At 35.8% G+C, this 20,541-nt stretch carries 16 protein-coding genes; 13 read left to right on the forward strand and 3 right to left on the reverse strand.

What is annotated here, in order from left to right:
- The first annotated feature begins 17 nt into the window (after positions 1-17).
- Positions 18-1,202 (forward strand): restriction endonuclease subunit S, encoded by a 1,185-nt coding sequence (locus tag NYE23_RS06570; protein ID WP_341076407.1) that lies wholly within the window; start codon positions 18-20, stop codon positions 1,200-1,202.
- Between the two features lie 18 nt (positions 1,203-1,220).
- Positions 1,221-2,837, forward strand: coding sequence for a type I restriction-modification system subunit M (locus tag NYE23_RS06575; RefSeq protein WP_341076411.1), 1,617 nt, complete (start codon positions 1,221-1,223; stop codon positions 2,835-2,837).
- A 1,130-nt stretch (positions 2,838-3,967) separates the two neighbouring features.
- Here the strand turns inward: NYE23_RS06575 and NYE23_RS06580 are convergent.
- The 3 genes from NYE23_RS06580 to NYE23_RS06590 are packed head-to-tail and all read right to left on the reverse strand — an operon-like array spanning position 3,968 to position 6,849.
- A complete protein-coding gene (locus NYE23_RS06580) occupies positions 3,968-5,062 on the reverse strand; it encodes a DNA-processing protein DprA (RefSeq protein WP_341076413.1) in 1,095 nt (364 codons plus the stop codon).
- 25 nt (positions 5,063-5,087) lie between these two features.
- Positions 5,088-6,320, reverse strand: a complete 1,233-nt coding sequence (locus NYE23_RS06585) for a ComF family protein (protein WP_341076414.1) — start codon at positions 6,318-6,320, stop codon at positions 5,088-5,090.
- The gene (locus NYE23_RS06590) at positions 6,307-6,849 is read right to left on the reverse strand and encodes an HAD family hydrolase (protein ID WP_341076417.1); all 543 of its coding nucleotides are present in this window, start codon (positions 6,847-6,849) and stop codon (positions 6,307-6,309) included. Before NYE23_RS06590 ends, NYE23_RS06585 begins: the two co-directional genes overlap by 14 nt.
- A gap of 513 nt (positions 6,850-7,362) precedes the next feature.
- On the opposite strand from NYE23_RS06590, the gene NYE23_RS06595 reads away from it, so the two are divergent.
- The 11 genes from NYE23_RS06595 to NYE23_RS06635 all read left to right on the forward strand — a co-directional run bounded on the left by NYE23_RS06595 (position 7,363) and on the right by NYE23_RS06635 (position 20,540).
- Positions 7,363-7,830 carry a DNA/RNA helicase domain-containing protein gene (locus tag NYE23_RS06595; RefSeq protein ID WP_341076419.1) on the forward strand — a complete coding sequence of 156 codons (468 nt, stop codon included), beginning with the start codon at positions 7,363-7,365 and terminating at the stop codon, positions 7,828-7,830.
- Between the two features lie 41 nt (positions 7,831-7,871).
- Complete coding sequence (locus NYE23_RS25260; protein ID WP_445662610.1) at positions 7,872-8,138, forward strand: DNA/RNA helicase domain-containing protein; 267 nt, start codon at positions 7,872-7,874, stop codon at positions 8,136-8,138.
- 209 nt (positions 8,139-8,347) lie between these two features.
- Positions 8,348-8,536 (forward strand): DNA/RNA helicase domain-containing protein, encoded by a 189-nt coding sequence (locus tag NYE23_RS25265; RefSeq protein WP_445662586.1) that lies wholly within the window; start codon positions 8,348-8,350, stop codon positions 8,534-8,536.
- 253 nt (positions 8,537-8,789) lie between these two features.
- The gene (locus NYE23_RS06600) at positions 8,790-9,098 is read left to right on the forward strand and encodes a hypothetical protein (protein ID WP_341076421.1); all 309 of its coding nucleotides are present in this window, start codon (positions 8,790-8,792) and stop codon (positions 9,096-9,098) included.
- Positions 9,099-9,131: 33 nt separating this feature from the next.
- A complete protein-coding gene (locus NYE23_RS06605; RefSeq protein WP_341076423.1) occupies positions 9,132-9,965 on the forward strand; it encodes a hypothetical protein in 834 nt (277 codons plus the stop codon).
- Positions 9,966-10,435: 470 nt separating this feature from the next.
- Positions 10,436-13,021: an MrcB family domain-containing protein gene (locus NYE23_RS06610; RefSeq protein ID WP_341076425.1), complete on the forward strand. Its 2,586-nt coding sequence runs from the start codon at positions 10,436-10,438 to the stop codon at positions 13,019-13,021.
- Positions 12,993-15,473, forward strand: coding sequence for a restriction endonuclease-like protein (locus NYE23_RS06615; protein ID WP_341076427.1), 2,481 nt, complete (start codon positions 12,993-12,995; stop codon positions 15,471-15,473). Before NYE23_RS06610 ends, NYE23_RS06615 begins: the two co-directional genes overlap by 29 nt.
- A 41-nt stretch (positions 15,474-15,514) precedes the next feature.
- Positions 15,515-15,838 (forward strand): nucleoside triphosphate pyrophosphohydrolase, encoded by a 324-nt coding sequence (locus NYE23_RS06620; protein ID WP_341076430.1) that lies wholly within the window; start codon positions 15,515-15,517, stop codon positions 15,836-15,838.
- Positions 15,839-16,154: 316 nt separating this feature from the next.
- Complete coding sequence (locus NYE23_RS06625; RefSeq protein WP_341076431.1) at positions 16,155-16,700, forward strand: helix-turn-helix domain-containing protein; 546 nt, start codon at positions 16,155-16,157, stop codon at positions 16,698-16,700.
- A gap of 45 nt (positions 16,701-16,745) precedes the next feature.
- Positions 16,746-18,791: a hydantoinase/oxoprolinase family protein gene (locus NYE23_RS06630; protein ID WP_341076434.1), complete on the forward strand. Its 2,046-nt coding sequence runs from the start codon at positions 16,746-16,748 to the stop codon at positions 18,789-18,791.
- Positions 18,792-20,540 carry a hydantoinase B/oxoprolinase family protein gene (locus tag NYE23_RS06635; RefSeq protein WP_341076436.1) on the forward strand — a complete coding sequence of 583 codons (1,749 nt, stop codon included), beginning with the start codon at positions 18,792-18,794 and terminating at the stop codon, positions 20,538-20,540.
- The last annotated feature ends 1 nt before the right edge of the window (position 20,541 follow it).

Here is a 20,541-nt window from a genome sequence, read left to right on the forward strand (position 1 = left end):
CAAAAAGGAGATCAGAAATGGGCGATAAAATAACAAAATCACCTCAAATTAGATTCGCAGGATTTACAGATGCTTGGGAACAGCGTATGTTAGGAGAGATTTCAGAAAAAGTAACTGAGAAGAATAAAAATAATATCTATTCTGAAACTTTGACGAACTCAGCTGAGTTTGGAATCATCAATCAACGTGATTTTTTTGAAAAGGATATTTCAAACGAAAAAAATTTAAATGGTTATTATGTTGTTCGTTCAGATGATTTTGTTTACAATCCGAGGATTTCTAATTCCGCTCCGGTAGGTCCCATTAAGCGAAATAAGTTAGGAAGAACTGGCGTGATGTCGCCTCTTTATTATGTATTTCGTACTCATGATGTTGATAAAACATATTTAGAAAAATACTTTACGTCCAATTATTGGCATAAATTTATGAAGTTGAATGGAGATTCCGGTGCACGATCAGATCGGTTTGCTATTAAAGATTCTTTATTTCGTGAAATGCCTATACCGATTCCTTCAATTGAAGAACAAACCAAAATTGGTAACTATTTTGAACAGCTTGAGGACCTTATCACCCTCCATCAGCGTAAGTTGGAACTGTTGGAGGATACGAAAAAAAGTCTGCTTCAAAAAATGTTTCCGAAAGATGGAGCCAATGTTCCTGAAATTCGATTAGCAGGATTTACAGATGCTTGGGAACAGCGTAAGTTGGGGGAAATTACTCAAATTAAGACTGGTTCGAGTGATTTGCAAGATGCAGTTGGAGATGGAGAATACCCGTTTTTTGTTCGCTCTGAAAATATTGAGCGAAGTAATCGCTGGATTTTTGACGGAGAAGCTATATTAATTCCCGGAGAAGGACGAATTGGTGAGATTTTTCATTACATAAATGGAAAATTTGATTATCATCAACGAGTCTATAAAATAAGCAATTTCACTGATTCTGTAACTGATGGAAAATACATTCTGTATTACATGCAAAGGAATTTTAAACGGCACGCGCTAAAATTTACAGTTAAGGCCACTGTGGATTCATTAAGGTTGCCAATGCTAACTGAATTTGAAGTGGTTCTACCTTCTTTAGAAGAACAACGTAAAGTTAGTGCAATTTTCAGTCACCTCGACAACCTTATCACCCTTCATCAGCGTGAGTTAGATTCGCTTAGAAATTTGAAGAAATTACTGCTTCAACAAATGTTTATATAAGAAAAGGAGATTACACAAATGAGTAATGCAACAGCTATTACATCGAAGCTATGGGGAATGGCTAACAAACTGCGTGGGACTATGGATGCAAGTGAGTACAAAAATTATATTTTGCCATTTATGTTCTATCGCTACTTATCAGAAAATCAAGATGAATACTTGAAAGTTAATGGTCTGGAAGAGTTCTACGAAGTGACAGATGAGACTGAAAAAGAAGATTATCTTGAAGAAATCAGTAAAGGTATCGGGTATGCGATTGACCCAGCCTACACTTGGGATAAAATCGTATCAAAAATTGAAAATCACAAAATCAAAGCTAGTGATTTCCAAGATATGTTTGACTTGTTCAATACAAATGCCAAACGTAATGCGATCGCAGAAGCGGACTTTGCTAATGTATTTTCAGATGTTAACCTTGGGGACACACGTCTAGGTTCAAGTACAAACGAACGTGCAAAGGCTTTAAATGAAATCGTTTTGATGATTAACGAGTTTACTTTCAAAGACGATTCAGGCCGTGACATTTTGGGTGACGTCTACGAGTATTTGATTGGGCAATTTGCTGCCAATGCTGGTAAAAAAGGTGGGGAATTCTATACACCTCATGAAGTTAGTAAAATTTTAGCAAGAATTGTCACGGTTGATGCAGCCGGTACTGGCGACCAATTCCGTGTATATGACCCTACAATGGGATCAGGTTCACTTCTTTTAACAGTTCAGAAAGAATTGCCAAATGGTGATGAAGAAGGAAGCGTTGAGTTTTACGGTCAAGAGTTGAATACTACGACTTATAACTTGGCTCGCATGAACTTGATGATGCATGGGGTAAATTATCGCAATATGGAGTTAAAACGCGCGGACACACTTGATGCTGACTGGCCATTTGCTGAAAAAAATGGCACACAAATTCCTTTGAAATTCGATGCGGTCGTAGCTAACCCTCCGTATTCTCAGAACTGGGATACAAAAAACGTTGATCGAGAAAAAGATCCACGTTTCAAGGGTTATGGAGTGGCACCAGCATCTAAGGCAGATTATGCCTTTGTTCTTCATGGACTTTATCATTTAGATAAATCAGGAACAATGGCTATCGTGTTGCCGCACGGGGTACTCTTCCGAGGTGCGTCTGAATTTAAAATCCGCAAAAATATTATAGACAATAATCTATTAGATACTGTTATAGGATTGCCAGCTAATTTGTTCTATGGCGCAAGCATCCCAACATGTGTGCTAGTGTTCAAAGGTCGTGAGGCTCGCAAGAATAAAGACATTTTGTTTATTGATGCTTCAAATGAGTTTGTAAAAGGAAAGAACCAGAACAAACTCTCTCCTGAAAACATCGACAAAATTATCGAAACTTACCGTAATCGTAAAGACGTTGAGAAATATGCTCATGTGGCATCTTTGGATGAAATCAAAGCAAATGATTACAATTTGAACATTCCACGTTATGTCGACACGTTTGAAGAAGAAGAAGTTATTCCACTTTCACAAGTGGCTCAAGAGTTGTCAGAAGTAAAAGCAGATATTACGAATTCATATGACAAATTGTTTGAGCTTTTGAACGAGTTGAACGGGACAACCGATGAAGCCAAAAAAGAACTGAGTAAATTTATCAGTCTCTTAGGTAAATAATGTTTTAGAAAAGAGCTAAGAAGGATTGAAACCTTGACTCTTTTCATAAACGTTTGGGAACAGCGTAAGTTGGGGGACTTAGCTGATATTGTATGTGGTGCAAGCCCTCGCCCTATTCAAAATCCGAAATGTTTTGGGTTCCTTTATTTTTGGTAATTAAACCTATTTATAAAAAATATTTTTTTATCACATGATAACAAACCTTAAAAATATGAATTTGTTGTCAAATAAAGAGAATTTGACCACATTTTGACCACAAAACGTATAGAATGGTGTATTATTCAATTTTTAGTTTATACCAAAAAAGCCTGTTTGATCAGGCTTTTAATAAATTTCTTTATTTCGTTTTTCTTCATATTATATATATAAATTAAAGAGCGTAAGAAATTCGGTCTTGATAAACATTATTTTATGCGGCTTCAGCATATGCCAAATTTGTACTATACTCATGCCAAGTCCATGCCAAGTTGAAATTATCAACCATTTTAAACCATTTGAAGAAATGGGTTTATATCGAGGTTTAACCGACCTTTTTATAAATCATTTCGTGCAATTTCGGTCAAAATTAATCAAGTTCGAGGTGGAAGGATATTGTATAAAAAACTTTTTAAATGTTTTTTGGTGTTTGGATTCCGCTTCACACCAAATTGGACAATATTTTAAATTGAAAAAAATTAATTTTAATCTAACATGGAGGCTGTAGAGGTTGAGGGAAAACAGTCCAAAAAACGTTCAAGAGACTGTCGAGAACCTTTGATATCACTGCATTCCACGGGGCTGATTGGGGTGCTGGTGTGCCCTACACAGTCTTCATCAGAACAGCTTGTGACCTGCTTGCCAGGTCAGAGGGGTTCGCTTCCCAGACGGTACCAATAAATTTTTAACTCCCACATAAATAAAAGGTTGCCGCTTGGCAACCTTTCATGCTTTTATTAGATTGAATAGGCATCATTTTACCAGTAGCGAAATAACTTTTTAATCTTTTACAATATAAATTTTTTACCAAAGCCAAAGCTTGCTGCGGAATATGTAACCGCACTTCTGCTTTTACACTTTTTTTCTTAATGCTCTGTTAAACCATTACTTGTGATGGTTTTAATTTATCCCTTTGGGAAGGAGGCATTATAAATTTATATTGAAAAATATTGTTCTTCTAGTAACAATTTTAATTGTTCAATGTCTATGTTTAGTTGGGTTGACAGTTTACATGCTTTATCTAATGTTAATTTTAGCTCCGCTTCTAATCCCTGATTCCTTACTTTTTTAATTTTAGGATGACTATTTTCCGAGTGGTCCTTTTCCTCTCTAAAAAGACTTTCTTGAACCTCTTGAAGTAAAACCTCAATTTTTTGATAGTCATCATAACTTTGTACTATTTCCACCTCTTTGTTATCAATAAGCTGAATAATACCTCTGTTTTGTTTCACATCTTTTTCCTGTGGTTCCGGGCAAAAAAGTAATCTCTTTTGTTGTTTTGCGAACTTAATGGTATGTTGAGTGCCTCCGACAATATCAGTTTGAACTGGACAAACTCCTAAACTTAGTCCACTTTGGATCCGATCTCTTAATACAAACGAGTTTTTAAATGTTCTTCCACCTACAGGGGTCTCAGAAATAAGAAGCCCCCTATTTAATATAATTTCGTTAGCAAGGGTCTCATTTTCTTTAGGATAAACTTTATCCAAACCACCTGCCAAAACTGCAATTGTATTTCCTCGAATTCTTAACGCCCCTATATGAGCTGCTGCATCTATTCCTAATGCCAATCCACTAACAATTGTATAACCCATTTCAGCAAAAACAGACGATAAACGTTTAGCGGAGCGAGTTCCCATATCTGTTGGGGTTCTTGTACCGACGATGGCTATAGACTTTTGTTGTTTTAAGAGCTCAATGTTTCCTTTGCAGTATAAGACAATTGGTGGATCCTGTATTGATTTTAAATTAATTGGGTATAATTTATCATCAATGGTGATGATTTCGATACCTAATCTTTTATGGTTATTTACAATTTCTTCTGCTCGTGTCATTTCTTTTTTCAAGTAGTTTCTGTTAGTAACTAATTCAATTATTTCTTCTGATTTTAAGCAATTTTTTATGTGATTAAAATTGGAAGGATCAGTTAGAAACTCGAAGGAAGTATTTGGAAAACTTTTATACAAATTAGCTAACTTTCTTGTACCCAATCCTTTTACTTTAGTTAGAGCAATCCATAATAAAGACATTTTCATTCACCCACTTAATACTGGTTTATTCTGTTCGTAATCTTTCCCTTAAGGATATTTTGGCACATCCACACAAGAAAGGTAAAGTCATCCGACATTCCGGATACTTCCCGCATCCAAAAAAGGGAGAAGCATCTCTTGAGTTAAATCTTAATTTAAGATCTCCTTCACATGAGGTATCATTACAAGAAATATGTAATTCAGAATTGCTTTCTACTCTTGATTGCATTGAGGCTAGAGCTATAATAGTTACTTTTTCAGCACCAGCTTCTTCAAGCATTCTTACGCACTCCATAGCGGTAGAACCACTTGTAACGATATCATCTACAAGTATTACATGGCCGCTAATTTCTTTTTTTATGCTAAATACCCCATTAACGTTTGCTGCACGGCTATCCCAATCTCCAGCATCTTTTTGCTGTTTATAACTACTATTTACATACAAGATGTTACAGTCCACAAATTGCCGAAATTCAGCAAGGTTCTCATTATTTAATAAAATGCTTATGCGATCAATACTCTCTGGTTTTGCGGGAACTGAGGTTATCAAATTAAAATCACCTTGGTGCTTTTTTACAAAACTTAAGTTGCTCCGTAATATAGTTGATAATTGATTTCCAATTCCCTCTCCTAAACCATCTTTAAAAGCAAGTATCTTTTTTGTCAAGGGGTGAATGTGGAACCGAGTGTCTGCTGACGTAAAGTATCTTCCCCCACTTATTAATTTGGTTTTAATATCATTATTTAAAGCATGTGATAAATTAAAAGTATTGATTGTACCTAATTCAAAGTTATAATTACAAGTTAATAATTCATTAAAATAACCTCTTAACTTGCCAGTAAAAAAAAGTTCTAGGGTTTCCGGAGAATTAATATAGCAATCTGGCAACTTAGATCTATCCAATTCGCTTTGATCATTAGTGAAAAGTAAAGTACTTAAATGAATACTATGAGCCCTAATCACGTTAGCCTGCCGCTCTGTAAAAAACATTGTTTGAAGTATTTTTAAATCCATTTCTAAAATGGGGTGGAAAGGTGATTCGTAATCGGTATAGTTAATTGGGATTAAAGTAATTGAAGATTTAATTAGTATTTTATCAATAACATTCCATGTGTCATCATCTCTATATAATCCATAACAATTTTTATCCGAAATAAATTTTTTAAAAACCTCAAAATATTCCCCTTCGAAATATTTAACATCAAAATGTTCGAGATCAAATATATAGTTATTAATTTCTTGATTATAAATTAACATTATAATCCACTCCTACTCCAAAAGACTTTAATACATCTATTATTTCACACTGAGAATCAACTACTATATCTGCACCAGCTAGTTTCAAATCACTTCCTGGACTTACGCCCCAACTAACACCAATTGCATAAATTCCTGCATTTTTGTATGCAGTAATATCCCGTATATCATCGCCTATTCCAATAATATTTTTTAAAGGGTGACCCATTTGTTCAGCACACATAAAAATTGGAGCAGGATGGGGTTTTCTTGGTTTACAATCATGGTAGGCTACTAAAATTTCATAACTTATATTGTGATATTTCAATACAGTTTCCGCATATTTTCTGGGTGAGTTAGTGACAATAGAGATTTTTAAATCACTTTTAGACAAATAATCCAGTAAAATTTCTCCATTATCAAAGTGAATAGTATGTTTTACATTTTCATAACATGATTTCCATTGCCCCCTGTCTCGAAATTGCTTTAAGCTTTTTGTATCAATTAATGTCTCGTCTAAATCAAAGATAATACCTTTTATATGTTCCAATGTAAGCCCCCCTTTTTTCCTACAAATCCATTTTATTACATTAAATCTTGTTTTTGTTTAAAAAATTTGGATTTTTGTAATTCTTTTGTGGAAATTTGTAGTAATAAAGTAGGGAATAAGGGGGATAGCTTCTCTGTTATCCATTTGGATGTACCTTCAATGATTTATTAATTCCGTAATCGTTTATCTAAATTACTATTAATAAACAATTTTGCAAAATCTCCACATTAACCAAATTGATCGGATCCTATAATTGTTCTTAAATAAATAAAGCAGTATAAACTTCTCTGGATATAGCAAATTTTGTAATAATATCTCTTGTGAATTCAATTAAGAGCAAGTACGAAATGTTGTATTAATAAATTTTTTTTTTTACTTTCGGATTTTGGTGACTATGTCCATAGGAATAATTCTCTTATACTAGTACCAAATAATTTTTTCGTTATTATATCTTAATATAAGAAAAAATTCCCATTTAGTAATGGATTTTTGCTATCATTAATTCTATAAAATATGTATGGTTGGTGTAAAAATGAGCATATTCTTGCACTCGTTACTGGGGCTCCTGGCGCAGGTAAAACTTTATTAGGATTAAAATTTACTTATGATAATTATGGTTCTGATAATAATGTAGGCTCAATTTATTTTTCTGGAAATGGCCCTTTAGTAAAGTTCCTACAATCAGCATTAGAAAGTGACGTTTTTGTAAATGACCTGCACGCTCAAAAATTTAACTATTATATTAGTGAAAATAAATCATTTAATAAAAATATAATAGTATTTGATGAAGGACAAAGAGCATGGGATGAAAAAAAAATTAACGAAAAATATGACATTATAATTGATATGAGTCAGCCTGAACTAGTAATTAATATGATTGATGAGCAAACAAAATGGTGTGTTCTTCTCATTTTAGTTGGCGAAGGTCAAGAAATTCATAAAGGAAAGAACAAGGTATTGGACAATGGACTAAAGCTATAAAAAATAGTAGGATTTCTTGGAAAGTATTATGTCCTGAAAAAATTGAAGATTACTTCAAAAGTACAAAATGTATCAATGATAACAATAAAAATAAATTAGATTTAAAAGTATCGCTACGTTCTCATCGAGCAGGAAAAGTTAGTGATTGGGTAAACGAAGTAATGGCTTCTAATATTTCAAAGGCTAAAAATTTATCAAATGAGATTAAAAAACAGAATTTTGAATTGTTAATTACTAGGGATCTAAATAAAGCGAAGGGAATTGTATTGATAAATATGATGGAGTTATGGAGGAGAGATACGGATTAATAGCTTCTTCAAAAGATTTTACACTAAAGTCTTTTGGAATAATAACTCTTACCAAAAGTACCTTAATTATGGTGATTGGTATAATAATCCCAGAAATGATAAGGGTAAAGAATCCTGCTGTAATTTTACATCTACGGTTACAGAATTTGGATGTTAAGGTTTAGAATTGGATCTACCAATTATTTCCTGGGGAGACGATATGCTTTGGGATGGGAGGTTGTGGAAAGGTTGGTAGGCCACAAAAAGGTGTAGATGATCCGAATCGATTAAGAGTGAATAGTTATAGAGTTTTAATGACAAGAGGTCGAGATGGACTTATAGTATATGTGCCGCAAAATAATATATTTAATAGTGTTTATACCGTGTTAAGACAGGCTGGAATGGAAGATATTATATAGAGAATTAAATAAGATCAAAATGACTTTTTTGAAATTTTTCTCTGATATTGTATCAATACTAACAACCAGTTGGTTGAAATTATGGTGAAAGGGGTAAGAGAAGAGAATGAGTGGCTTTGTAAGTATGGATAATGGAGTAATTGGTGAAGCGAGAACCAAGGAAATTTTAATCGATCGTTTTTGGATACTTGAGAGGTCAGCGGATATGTAAGGCGCAGATTTAATAATTCAACCAAAAATTTTAGATCACAGTATGCTTGATGCCAAGCCTGTTAGAGTTGGATACGTTCAATCGAAATTTAGAAAGGATTTAGAAAAGGCAACAGGTTTCTCTGCTATTAAAATTAACGAAGAGTATGCATTTGATGCTTTTTTTAGACCGAGAAAGGAATTTTTCTTATTTAAACATACAGGAATAGAAGATAATAAAACTTTTTATACTTTAACTGCAAGAGACTTGCTTAAAACTGAGTTATTTTCATATGAAGAGAATAACTATGTATATATTTTTAATCCAGGTGCAGACCTTCAGCATATAAAGATTCAATTTCAAATGTATTAAACATAATTAAAAATAATTTAAAAGATGCAGAAATTGAAAAAAAAAAATAAAGAGTTTTTTATGAATTTTCTTACCGGGAAGAAGAATAATTTAAATAGAATTAATCCAAATGACATATTTGCGCTTGATTTATATAGAGAGAGTAATAAAGAAAGTATAAATGATGTATTTAATAATTATAAAGAGGAGATCCGAAAGTTAGTAAATAGCCACTTTGCACAAAATATAGTTGGGAGGATCACTGACTTACTTCATGATGAAAACCCACAATCATTTTTTTTAGAACTAGAAAAAATTCACCAAGAGAACCTTGGGAGTAGCCATATGTCAGAAGATATTATAAGAGGATTTAATGGATTAATTGAATTAGGACAAAAAGCTGCTACTGAGGGTATTGTTAAATATATAAGTGATTATGAATTAATATATAGAAGAATAATAAGTAAGAATATTCTCGATAAATATGTGTATATTAAGTCTAAATTGCTCGAAAAAATTTATCAGGCCCTTACCAACTCAACATTTTATAATAAGGAAGTCAAAGGTGAATTTTATTTGACTAAGCTGACTATAAAGCTAGGAGCAAGGGTTACAATATCATCATCAGACTTCCATACAGGGAAAGTAAAATTAAGTCCACAGAAAAGGTTAATTCAAGCAAAAGTTTTGTTGGAAGAAAATTTATTCCAGGGGATGCTGCATGTTAACCTTATTTGGGGAGCAGTAAAGTATTGGTTTCAACGAAGTACGGAATCAAGTAAAGATGAAAAAATAAGGGACACTATTAGCATGGAAATCGATGATTTATCCCCAACAATTGCTGATAATTTGATATCTTTTTATAAAGATGAAGAGGAGGTTTGCTGACCCCCTCAATTAATTTTTAATCTCATTAGAAAACAAAAGAAAACAAAAAAATGGTCACATCTTGGTGACAGATTAGATGTTTAAATATTTTTTTAGATAATATTATATGATATATAGGATGCTAAAAAGGTGATTAAATCAAGACATATTCGTAATAATTATAATGATTAAAATCAAAAAAGGTACCTACCCTCTAACTTCAAAACTGCTTGTGCTAATGTAGCAAGCTATTTTAAATCCCAGGATAAAAGTTATGCAATTCTAATCGATTTTATTTGTAATTAGATTATCAAAATATATATAAGAGTTTAAAAGTATTCGGATTTTCTTTTTTATTCTAAAGTGGATGCATTTAGATATTAAACAAGCAAAATGTATTATTCCTTTAAAGAGTCATTCATTTTTTTTGAATGGCTTTTTATTATGCTATCATATAAATAATTGGAGTTAATTGTAAATGGAGTGGGGAAATGATTGAGAAAGTTGTTATCGAACTTGCCAACAGAATTAAATACATAAAAACCTTGAATGCACAAAAAATTAATCAAATTACCGCTGTTGACATTAATGGTATACATGTTGAAACAGAGTCATCTAGAGAAAAATACAAAAGAGGTGAAAGACCGTCTCCTTCTGAAGAAGTTAGTCACAATTTTATTTTACAAGGATGGGAAGAGTTTATAAGTAGAAGTATAGCCACTGCGAATGATTTTGTGAAAGTAAGAGGAAGAAGTTCGTTTATCATGTCATACTTTGCTCAATTTCCGTTTGTGGAGGTAACTTCTCAAGAAAATAAGACTGCAATAAGGTTAAAGGAATTTAAGACAGATGATTTACCTAATGAGCAGTACGACAAAGTAAAGGCCTTCTTAGAGGAAGTTATTATTGGTAAGTATGATCCTAAAACCCTAAGCAACCAAGTTGATGGGAACTTATATAGAGTTAAGTCGAGAGCACGGCAGGATGCAAGATTATTGGGCTTTGTTAATGAATTTAATGAAATGAATATAAGTCAGATTGAAGCTTATAAAGATACTGATGATAAAGAAGGTTTTATTAAAAGGAGAATCATTAATCAGGGTTATTTTAGAGTTGCATTAATTTGCTTGGACCTATTAAGAAATCTATCAAAAAGAGACAAAAAAATTGCTCTTGAAGAACTTGGAATGTTGATTGTACGAAATTCCCGAGGCGATAACCTAATGGTAGAATCGGTAGCTAAAGAAAGAACTAATAATCTTTTAATGTGGTTACAAAGCACAAATTTAATTGATAACAACTGGAATCCTACTGATAATTTTTTTGAAACTTTAAATATTAAGGAGCAGGTAATGTCTAGTAACCTAAGAGAAAAACTAATTAGAATAATGAATCAATATCTATCCGTAAAAAGAGAACCCTTCGGAGGTCATTCACTTGGCCCATTTGTTAGAAAAGATGTTACTGCAGAAATTAATAACCTCCCTTTTATAGATCCGTCTGAGTACGTTGTAACAGGTTCAGTAGGACAAGGGGGCTGGGCTTCTGTCCCTTGGATAGCCATCATGAATCGCAAAATTACCGTTTCTACCCAACGTGGCTATTACATTGTTTATCTGTTCAGTGAGGATATGCAAAGTGTTTATCTTACTTTAGCTCAAGGTGTTACAGAAACTTCGAAGGAAGAAATGTCAAGAATAAAAGCAAAGATTAGAGAATCTATTCCGTCATCTAGCAAGGTAAAGGTAGACGACCAAATTATCTTGGGCGAGAGCAGAAAGGCAAGGGATTATGCATTATCAACTGCAGCTTACATTCATTATGCCGCAGAACATATGCCTGAAGAAACTGTCATCCTAAATGATTTACAAGAAATGATACATATTTATGAGAATTATATCTCGATTAATGAGGGAACAGGATATGATAATAAGCTCCTCCAAGGTGAGAAACAAGTGGTAAAAGAAAAATCGAATATGTATTTACCTTCTAAGGATATAATCAATCACATTTACTCTTACATAAAAAGCAAAGGCTTCTATTACCCAAAAGAAGAAGTCATCAATTTATTCCTATCTCTAAAAACCAAACCCTTTGTGATTCTTTCAGGTATCTCTGGAACAGGTAAAACCAAAATGGTTCAATGGTTTGCCGAGAGTTTAGGGGCTACAGAGAAAAATGGACAGTTTACATTGATCCCTGTCCGACCTGACTGGAGTGATGGATCAGATCTATTAGGATTCGTAGATATTAAAGGAGATTTTAAAGAAGGACCATTAACCAAAGCGATTAAAGCAGCCCAAGAGCATCCAGATTTGCCTTTCTATGTTCTTTTAGATGAGATGAATTTGGCGCGAGTTGAATATTACTTCAGTGATATTCTCAGTGTGATGGAGAGTAGAAGGTGGGAGGATGGAAAGGTTGTTTCTTCCACTTTATTATCGGAGGAGGTCGCAAAAGAAGAGGTCACACTTCCTGATAATCTTTATGTTATTGGAACCGTTAATATGGATGAAACGACGCACCCTTTTAGTAAAAAGGTGTTAGACCGTGCTAATACAATTGAGTTTAATCGAGTTGAGCTGGATAATTTAATTTTTCTCCAGGATCTTGAAGACATAGATCCATTGGAAATAGGTCAGAGTCAGCTTGCCTCAAAATATCTGCACTTAAAGGATCTGTACAAGGTAGATACAGAGATTATTGAAAAGGCTACAAGTGAGCTGGTAAGGATTAATAAGAGTCTTCGTCTTATTAATGCACATATTGGGTACCGTGTTAGGGATGAGATTTGTTTCTATCTCGCCTATAACAAAGAAGGTGCTCTAATGTCCTTTGAGGAGGCATTTGATCATTGTATCCTCCAGAAGATCCTGCCTCGTCTCTCTGGGAGTGACTCAAGAATTGATCAGCTGCTGAGGGAGTTATATCTACTATTTACAAATAATGAGTATCAGGAGGATGAGCAATCTCAGTTCGATGAACAAAGTGCTATTTATCCTAAGAGCGCTCGAAAAGTGATTGAGATGCTTAGGAGGTTACAAGCGGATGGCTTTACATCCTTCTGGATCTCGTAACGAAGTTGAATTGGTTAAGATTGAAACAGATGATTTCACTCTTGTGATGAAAGGAAAACCGTATCATGAGAGATATGAAGGGTTAAAACAGTATCGTGCAATGGATAGGCATGATGTCATGCAGTTTTCTGTTCATGGGGATTTTGTAAATCAGGTATTAATCTATGATATTGAAACACAGCTGCTGCAGCAATCTACTCAATTAAGGCCTATCTTTTTCGAAAATGGCGTTTATCAGGTTATTGTCATACCTAAAACAAGCAGAGACTTATCCTTTTATCATGAGCATCCTGGTTTAAGGCAATCAATATCTAAAGTGGAAATCCCAAACACTTATATGTTAATGGGAAACCTACAATTCCAGAATGAAGTGGGATTAACGACCTTTGAAATTAGAGACGGCAGCAAAAAGCTACTAGAGGTAACGTTAGAGATTTTCCCAGCAAAGCTAGACTACAAAAGTGATTATAAAAAGCTGCTGGAAGAAGTTAACGATGAAGTTTATAATCTTGCCTTTCATTTTATCCGGAAAACCTATTTAGGAGCTAGAGTGAAGCTCCACGGCAAACCATCCAGAAGTGAATTTTACCGTTTGATTAGCAAGCATTTTGATCAGTTCATTCAGGCTGTTAATCGCATTGAAATGCAGCCACATCACCTTCTTCAGAAAACGTATGAAAAGGTTAGGGGAGACCAATTAAATAAGCTGGACACTAGAAGCAGGAGCTATTTGCAAAAAAGACCTCATCTATTTACAGAGGTTTCAAATGGCATCCATATTAATAACAAAACACTCATGCCAACCGAAGGTCTCCGAGTTAAAAAGGAACTTACCTTTGATACATTAGAAAATCGATATGTGAAATGGATGATGCAGCGGGTCTCTCATAAGCTTTATGATTTGCTGGAGACATTAAGAAATAGAAACACCAGATGGGAAGTAGAGCCTGATGCTGATCTTTTAGATAAGATACTCGAAATGATTAAGCAATTGGAGGGTAAGCTGAAAACTCCTTTTTGGAAGGGAATAAAGAAGCTGGATCGCTCAATTCTTAGTTTAGTTCTGCAGATGGCACCAGGCTATCGGGATGCTTTCCAAATCTATCTGACCGTGTCCAAGGGATTAATGCTTCAAGGAAAGCTTTATCAAATGTCAGTGAAAGATGTTGCTACACTTTATGAATATTGGACATTCTTGAAGCTGGGCCAAATCCTTGATAAAAAGTATCAGCTTGTGAGCCAGGACATAATCCAGGTAAACCGTGAAGGACTGTTTGTAAATCTTCAGACCAATCGATCTGCGACAAGAAAATACAAACACCCATTTACCAAAGAAGACATTATTCTAACCTACCAAAAGTATGAGAGCGGTTTGCCAACCATTCCTCAAAAGCCCGATACCATGCTCAGCATCGCTAAAAAGGGGAAAGATTTTACCTATAATTACGTATTTGATGCCAAGTATCGGATTGACTATGCCCAGGAAGGAAGCTATTATCAAAACCGATATAAACAACCAGGACCACTTGAGGACGACATTAACACCATGCACCGTTATCGGGATTCTATTGTTGCATATATCAATGGGCCATATGAAAGAACCGCTTTTGGAGCGTATGTGCTTTTTCCATGGTTCAATGAAGAGCTTTACCAGGATCATCATTTCTATAAAAGCATCGATAAAGTCAATATCGGAGGGCTGCCTATTCTTCCGAATGCAACGGATCTAGTCGAGAGATTCGTGGAGAGGCTTATTGAAAAAAGCCCTGAAGAAATCCAGCAGGAAGGAATTTTACCAAGGGGTACACTTGAAGATTGGAACTCTAGTCTTGACGAGAAAGTTCTTGTCGGACTTGTTAGAGATCGTGAGGAATATATTAGCTGCAAACAGACGGGCCACTATGGTATTCTGGTTGAAAAATTAAAAGCGGGATGGCAAGAGACCAAGCATGTAGCTCTATATGTGAAGAATGGTGTATTAGAACATAATGGAGTCATTTGTTATGGCAGGGTTAAAGATATTAGACCTGTGAAATCAGGAAATGATGAATACATGCAATTTGAAGTGGAGCATTGGATCAACTGTAACCCAATCATTAAACCTGTTGGATATGGTATTGCTGAATATATGCATACCACATTAAGCAATCTGAAGGAGTCCACCGAGCTTCCTGAGTTGTTTATGAAATCGAAGGAAGAAAAAACACTATGGAGAATGCTTAGAAGGATCTCAGACAGGATATTTATTGAACTTGACTCAGCTAATCTTGATGTGGCTACTAAGATTGAGGAATATAGGATTAAGAATGTTTTGATAAAAATTAATAAAGATAACAGAGAAGTTTATTTGATAGGTGAAGGTGATCAAAAAACTGTTCCCTTTGAAACATTACAAAGAAATTTGTCTGCTGTTTTTAAAGATTTGATTGAGATGCTAGATCGTGCACAATAATAATATTTATGCTGCCAATTCTATAAAGGTGAGGATTATAAATGCCTACTTACAACAAACTAGTTCGTGATCGCATCCCTGAAATCATTGAAAGAACAGGTAAAAGGTATTCTACAAAGACTCTTAATAAGTCAGAATTCATTAAAGAATTTAGGAGAAAGAGTTTCGAAGAACTGGAAGAATATATGAACGCGGATAATCACGAAGAAGCACTTGAGGAATTAGCCGATTTGCTTGAAATCATACATGCACTTGCTGAGACTCATGGGGCATCGATTGAGAAGGTGGAAGAATTGAGGAAACAGAAGGCTGAAGAGCGCGGTGGGTTTAAAGAGAAAATATTTTTAATTGAGGTCGAAGATTAAACCGGGACATAAGCTCGATCGGCAGAATGACAATGCCCCAATAGCCCATTTACAAGGAATAGCAGTTTTAAGGGAATAGAAAACTTAGCTGGAAGAGAATCTATTAGAAAGTAAAGTGATTAGCGTCAGGCCTATTCAAATGGGTCTGACGCTTTTTTTTGAATCATAAAGTGTGTATCTGAAATTTTTGTTGATCAATTAAAAATTTTCTTTCAATTCAAAAATTTATATGCTATCATACTCTTAATTACAGTAATACTTAAATTAATTTACACTAATACAATAATTTTACAGTTCGGCTTCAAAGGAGTTCATTATGGATGAAATTTACAAGAAAATTAAAGATTTAAGGCTTCAGAATGGCTATACCTTAAAAGAATTAAGTGAACGTACTGATTTATCAATCAGTTTTCTTTCTCAAGTCGAGAGGGGAACAACTTCCCTGGCTATTACTTCATTGAAAAAAATAGCGGATGCACTGAATGTTAAAATTTCTGAGTTTTTCGAAGATGAGAAACCGAATCAGAATTTTATGGTGAAGTCCAGCGAGCATAAGCCATTTAATATCAAGGGGTCGGAATTTACTTATGTGCGAGTGAATGGTGATTTTCCAGGGAGAAGCCTGGAGCCGCTTTTGGTTACATTAGCACCCAACCAAAAACAGACACAGCAATTTGGCCACGCAGGCGAGGAATATTATTACGTATTAAAGGGCCTTGTTATTTTTCACGTAGATGGTAAGGAATACGTTATCCGGGAAGGTGATTCCATTCATTTTCCATCTACCTACCCGCACACAGTTGAAAATCCGATAAGCGAAGAATCAAGATTACTTTGTGTTTTAACGCCAGTTATTTTTTAATTGGCCTTTATAAATAAATCTATAAATACAGAAAGGTGGAGTATCATGCGTGTAGCTACTGATATTGGCGGAACTTTTACTGACCTGGTTTATGTCAATGAAGAAGGTGAGATTGGGGTTGCCAAAAGCCATACCACACCTCCCAATTTTGAAAAGGGGGTTATCGATGTTATTGAGAAAAGCGGGATAGATCAAACTGCTATCCAGACTTTTATTCATGGCACTACTGTTATTATTAATGCCCTTACTGAACGAAAAGGTGTAAAGACAGGTCTAATTACAACTAAAGGCTTCAGGGATGTACTGGAGATTGCACGTGGAAATCGTCCTGATTTATTTAATGTCAGGTATCAAAAGCCGGTTCCATTTGTTGAGCGGTACTTACGCCAGGAAGTAGAAGAGCGCTTAAACTATAAGGGAGAAGTGCTGTCTTCGTTAAATAAGGAAAGATTAAAAGAGATTATTCACTATTTCAAGGAACAAGAAGTAGAAGCGATAGCTGTTGCCTATTTACATTCCTATGTAAATCCAGTTCATGAAATTGAGACAGTGAATATGGTAAAAGAGCTGTGGCCAGAAGTGGCTGTCACGGCATCACATGAGGTAACAAAAGAATGGCGGGAATATGAGCGAACTAGTACGACGGTTCTTAATTCCTATGTAAAGCCAATTGCTGCATCCTATGTGAACCGGTTACATAATAAATTAATAGAAAACGAGACTGATAGTCAAAATTACATTATGCAGTCAAATGGCGGTACAACTACCTTCAATAGTGCAAAGCAAACGCCTATTAATATGGTAGAGTCTGGACCTGTTGCGGGGATTTATGGGGCAGCTGTACTCGGTGAAATCCTGGATGAGAAGAATATTATTGCCTTTGATATCGGCGGGACTACAGCAAAGTGCTCACTGATTAATCAGGGAGAGGTAAAGGTTTCTACTGATTATTTCATTGAAAAAAATGAGCGCAGTGCTGGCTATCCAATAAAAGTGCCGGTTGTTGATATCGTTGAGATTGGAAATGGCGGCGGTTCTATTGCATGGATAGATGGAGCGGGCTCTTTAAAGGTTGGTCCTCAATCTGCAGGTGCTTTGCCTGGACCGGTTGCCTACGGTCAAGGTGGTACTGAGCCAACAACCACTGACGCGAACCTGATTACTGGAAGACTTTCACCAGAAAACTTTGATTATGAAGTAGATTTGGATAAGGTGAAGGCTGCCATTAAAGAGAAGGTTGCCGATCATTTTGGCATGTCTGTTGAGGATGCTGCATTAGGCATTATTCGAATAGCAAACTCCAATATGCTGAATGCATTGAAACTTATTTCAGTTCGAAAGGGCCATAACCCTCGTGAATTCTCGCTGGTCGCTTTTGGCGGTGGAGGATCGATGCATGCACCGGCACTGGCTAAAGAGCTTGGTGTTAAGAAGGTTATTGTTCCAGTTGCTTCCTCCGTATTTTCAGCATGGGGCATGCTCATGACTGACTTAAGGCATGATTATATCCAGACATATATAAGAAGATTAAATCAATTAGATCCTAGTGAACTAAATAAAGAGTGGAATTCAATCGAAACTCAAGCACTAAAGCAATATCAAGAAGAGGGAGTTTCAGAAGATGATGTGCTATTTACAAGATTTGCGGATATCCGCTATCTAGGTCAAGAACACACTGTGAAGGTTCCTGTTCCGAATGGGGAATGGTCTGAAGAAACCATCTCAGAAGTAGTTGAACGCTTTGGAGATCTGCACGAACAGCATTACACATTTAAGCTTGAAGGGACTCCGACAGAGATTGTCAACCTGCACCTAACAGCATTCGGAAAGGTATTAAAGCCTGAACTAAAAAGATTAACCTCTACAAGCAGCGATGCGCAAGAGGCTTACAAAGAAACTCGTCCAGTCTATTTCGAAGGCAGCGGATGGGTTGAAACGAAGGTCTACTTCCGCAGTTTATTTGGCCAAGGCATGAAAATTTCTGGACCTGCCATTGTAGAGGAACCGTCTGCTTCTACAGTTATCTATCCTGATCAATCCTTAACTGTAGATGAGTATGGGAATTTAATCATTGAAACAGGGGTGGAATAAATGACACAGATTGTTCGGAGTAAAGTAGATCCATTTACACTTGAGATTGTGAAAGACTCACTGGTTGCTATTGGAGATGAGATGTTTATTGCCCTTGCTAAAACCTCAATGAGCCCGATTATATACGAAGTATTGGATTATGCCAGCGGCCTGACTGATGCGAAGGGGCAGCTTTTGACACAAGGAAATGGTGTAACCGGATTTATCGGGATGCTTTCTGACATGGTTAAGCAAACACTCAAGAAGTTTGGAGATGGAAAGTTAAAAGAGGGCGATATCATTATCATTAACGACTCATATGGTGGTGGCGGTTCACACCTTTCGGATGTTGGACTGGTCATGCCAATATTCTTTGATGGGGAAATTGTTGCTTTTTCGGCCAATAAAGCACATTGGACAGAAGTAGGCGGAAAAGATCCAGGTTCCTTCAGTAACGACGCTACAGATATTTTTCAGGAAGGCTTACAATTTCCGAGTGTAAAACTTTTTAATGAAGGTGAAATAAATCAGGCGATTGTCGATATCATTGAAGCCAATGTGCGTTTTCCTGAATTATCTTTAGGGGACATGTGGGCACAGGTTGCAGCACTGAAAACAGGTGAAAAACGAGTCAAGGAATTATGTGAAAAGCATGGGAAAGAATTATTTTTATCTTCAGTAGATTATCTTCTTGATCATGGAGAACAGCTTGCACGTCAGGAACTAAGTAAACTACCAAAAGGTACTTTTAACGCAGAAGGGTTTATTGATGATGATGGTTTTGGAAATGGCCCTTTCAAGATAAAAGTTAAAGTAACCATAACAGATGATAAATTCGTTGCAGATTTTAGAGGCAGCCATCCTCAGGTTCCAGGCCCTGTTAACTGTTCTTATACAGCACTGGTCTCTGCCGTACGAACGATTTTCCTTGCGATTACAAATCCTTCGCAAGATGCGAATGATGGAGTTTTCCGCCCATTAGAAGTTATTACGGATAAGGGATCTGTTCTTTCGGCCGAACGTCCTGCACCTGTGTCAATCTATTGGGAGAGTATGCTGGCAGGAGCAGATCTGATATGGAAAGCTCTTGCTCCTGTTGTTCCCCATAGGCTTAATGCGGGACATTTATTATCTGTTTGTTCAGTTGTCTTATCAGGGCAGCATCAGGATACAAACGAACCTTTCTTAATTGTTGAACCATCAGTTGGAGGCTGGGGTGCTTCTGAAGGTCAGGACGGTGCCAGAGGACAATTCTGTATTGGTGATGGAGAAACCTATAATGTCCCGGTGGAAGTTGCAGAAACAAGGTATGGTGTAATGGTTGACGAGTACAGCCTTCATACAGATGGTGCTGGAGCAGGGGAATATCTAGGCGGTTCTGGTGTCATTCGTTCCTATAAAGCTTTAAGTGATAACCAAATGGTGTCCGTAACATTTGGACGTAATAAGTTTGTTCCTTGGGGAATGAAGGATGGCGAAGACGGTTCAGCGAATGAGGTGTATATTGAAAAAGCCGACGGGGATGTAGATGGTCCATTTGGAATATATCCTAGGTATCCGCTGAATAAAGGTGATGTCGTTAAATTAGTAACCGCTACAGGCGGCGGCTATGGAGACCCATATAAACGCCCTGCAGATCAAGTAGCCCAGGATGTGAAAAATGGCTATATCACTGCTGCACAGGCAAATGAAAGCTTTGGGGTAATAGTAAATGAGAAAACATATGAAGTTGAAGGTTTAACAGAAGAGCGTCAGCGGAGGGGGAAATAAA

Source organism: Cytobacillus sp. FSL H8-0458, assembly GCF_038002165.1.
In the GTDB taxonomy this organism is placed as follows: domain Bacteria; phylum Bacillota; class Bacilli; order Bacillales; family Cytobacillaceae; genus Cytobacillus.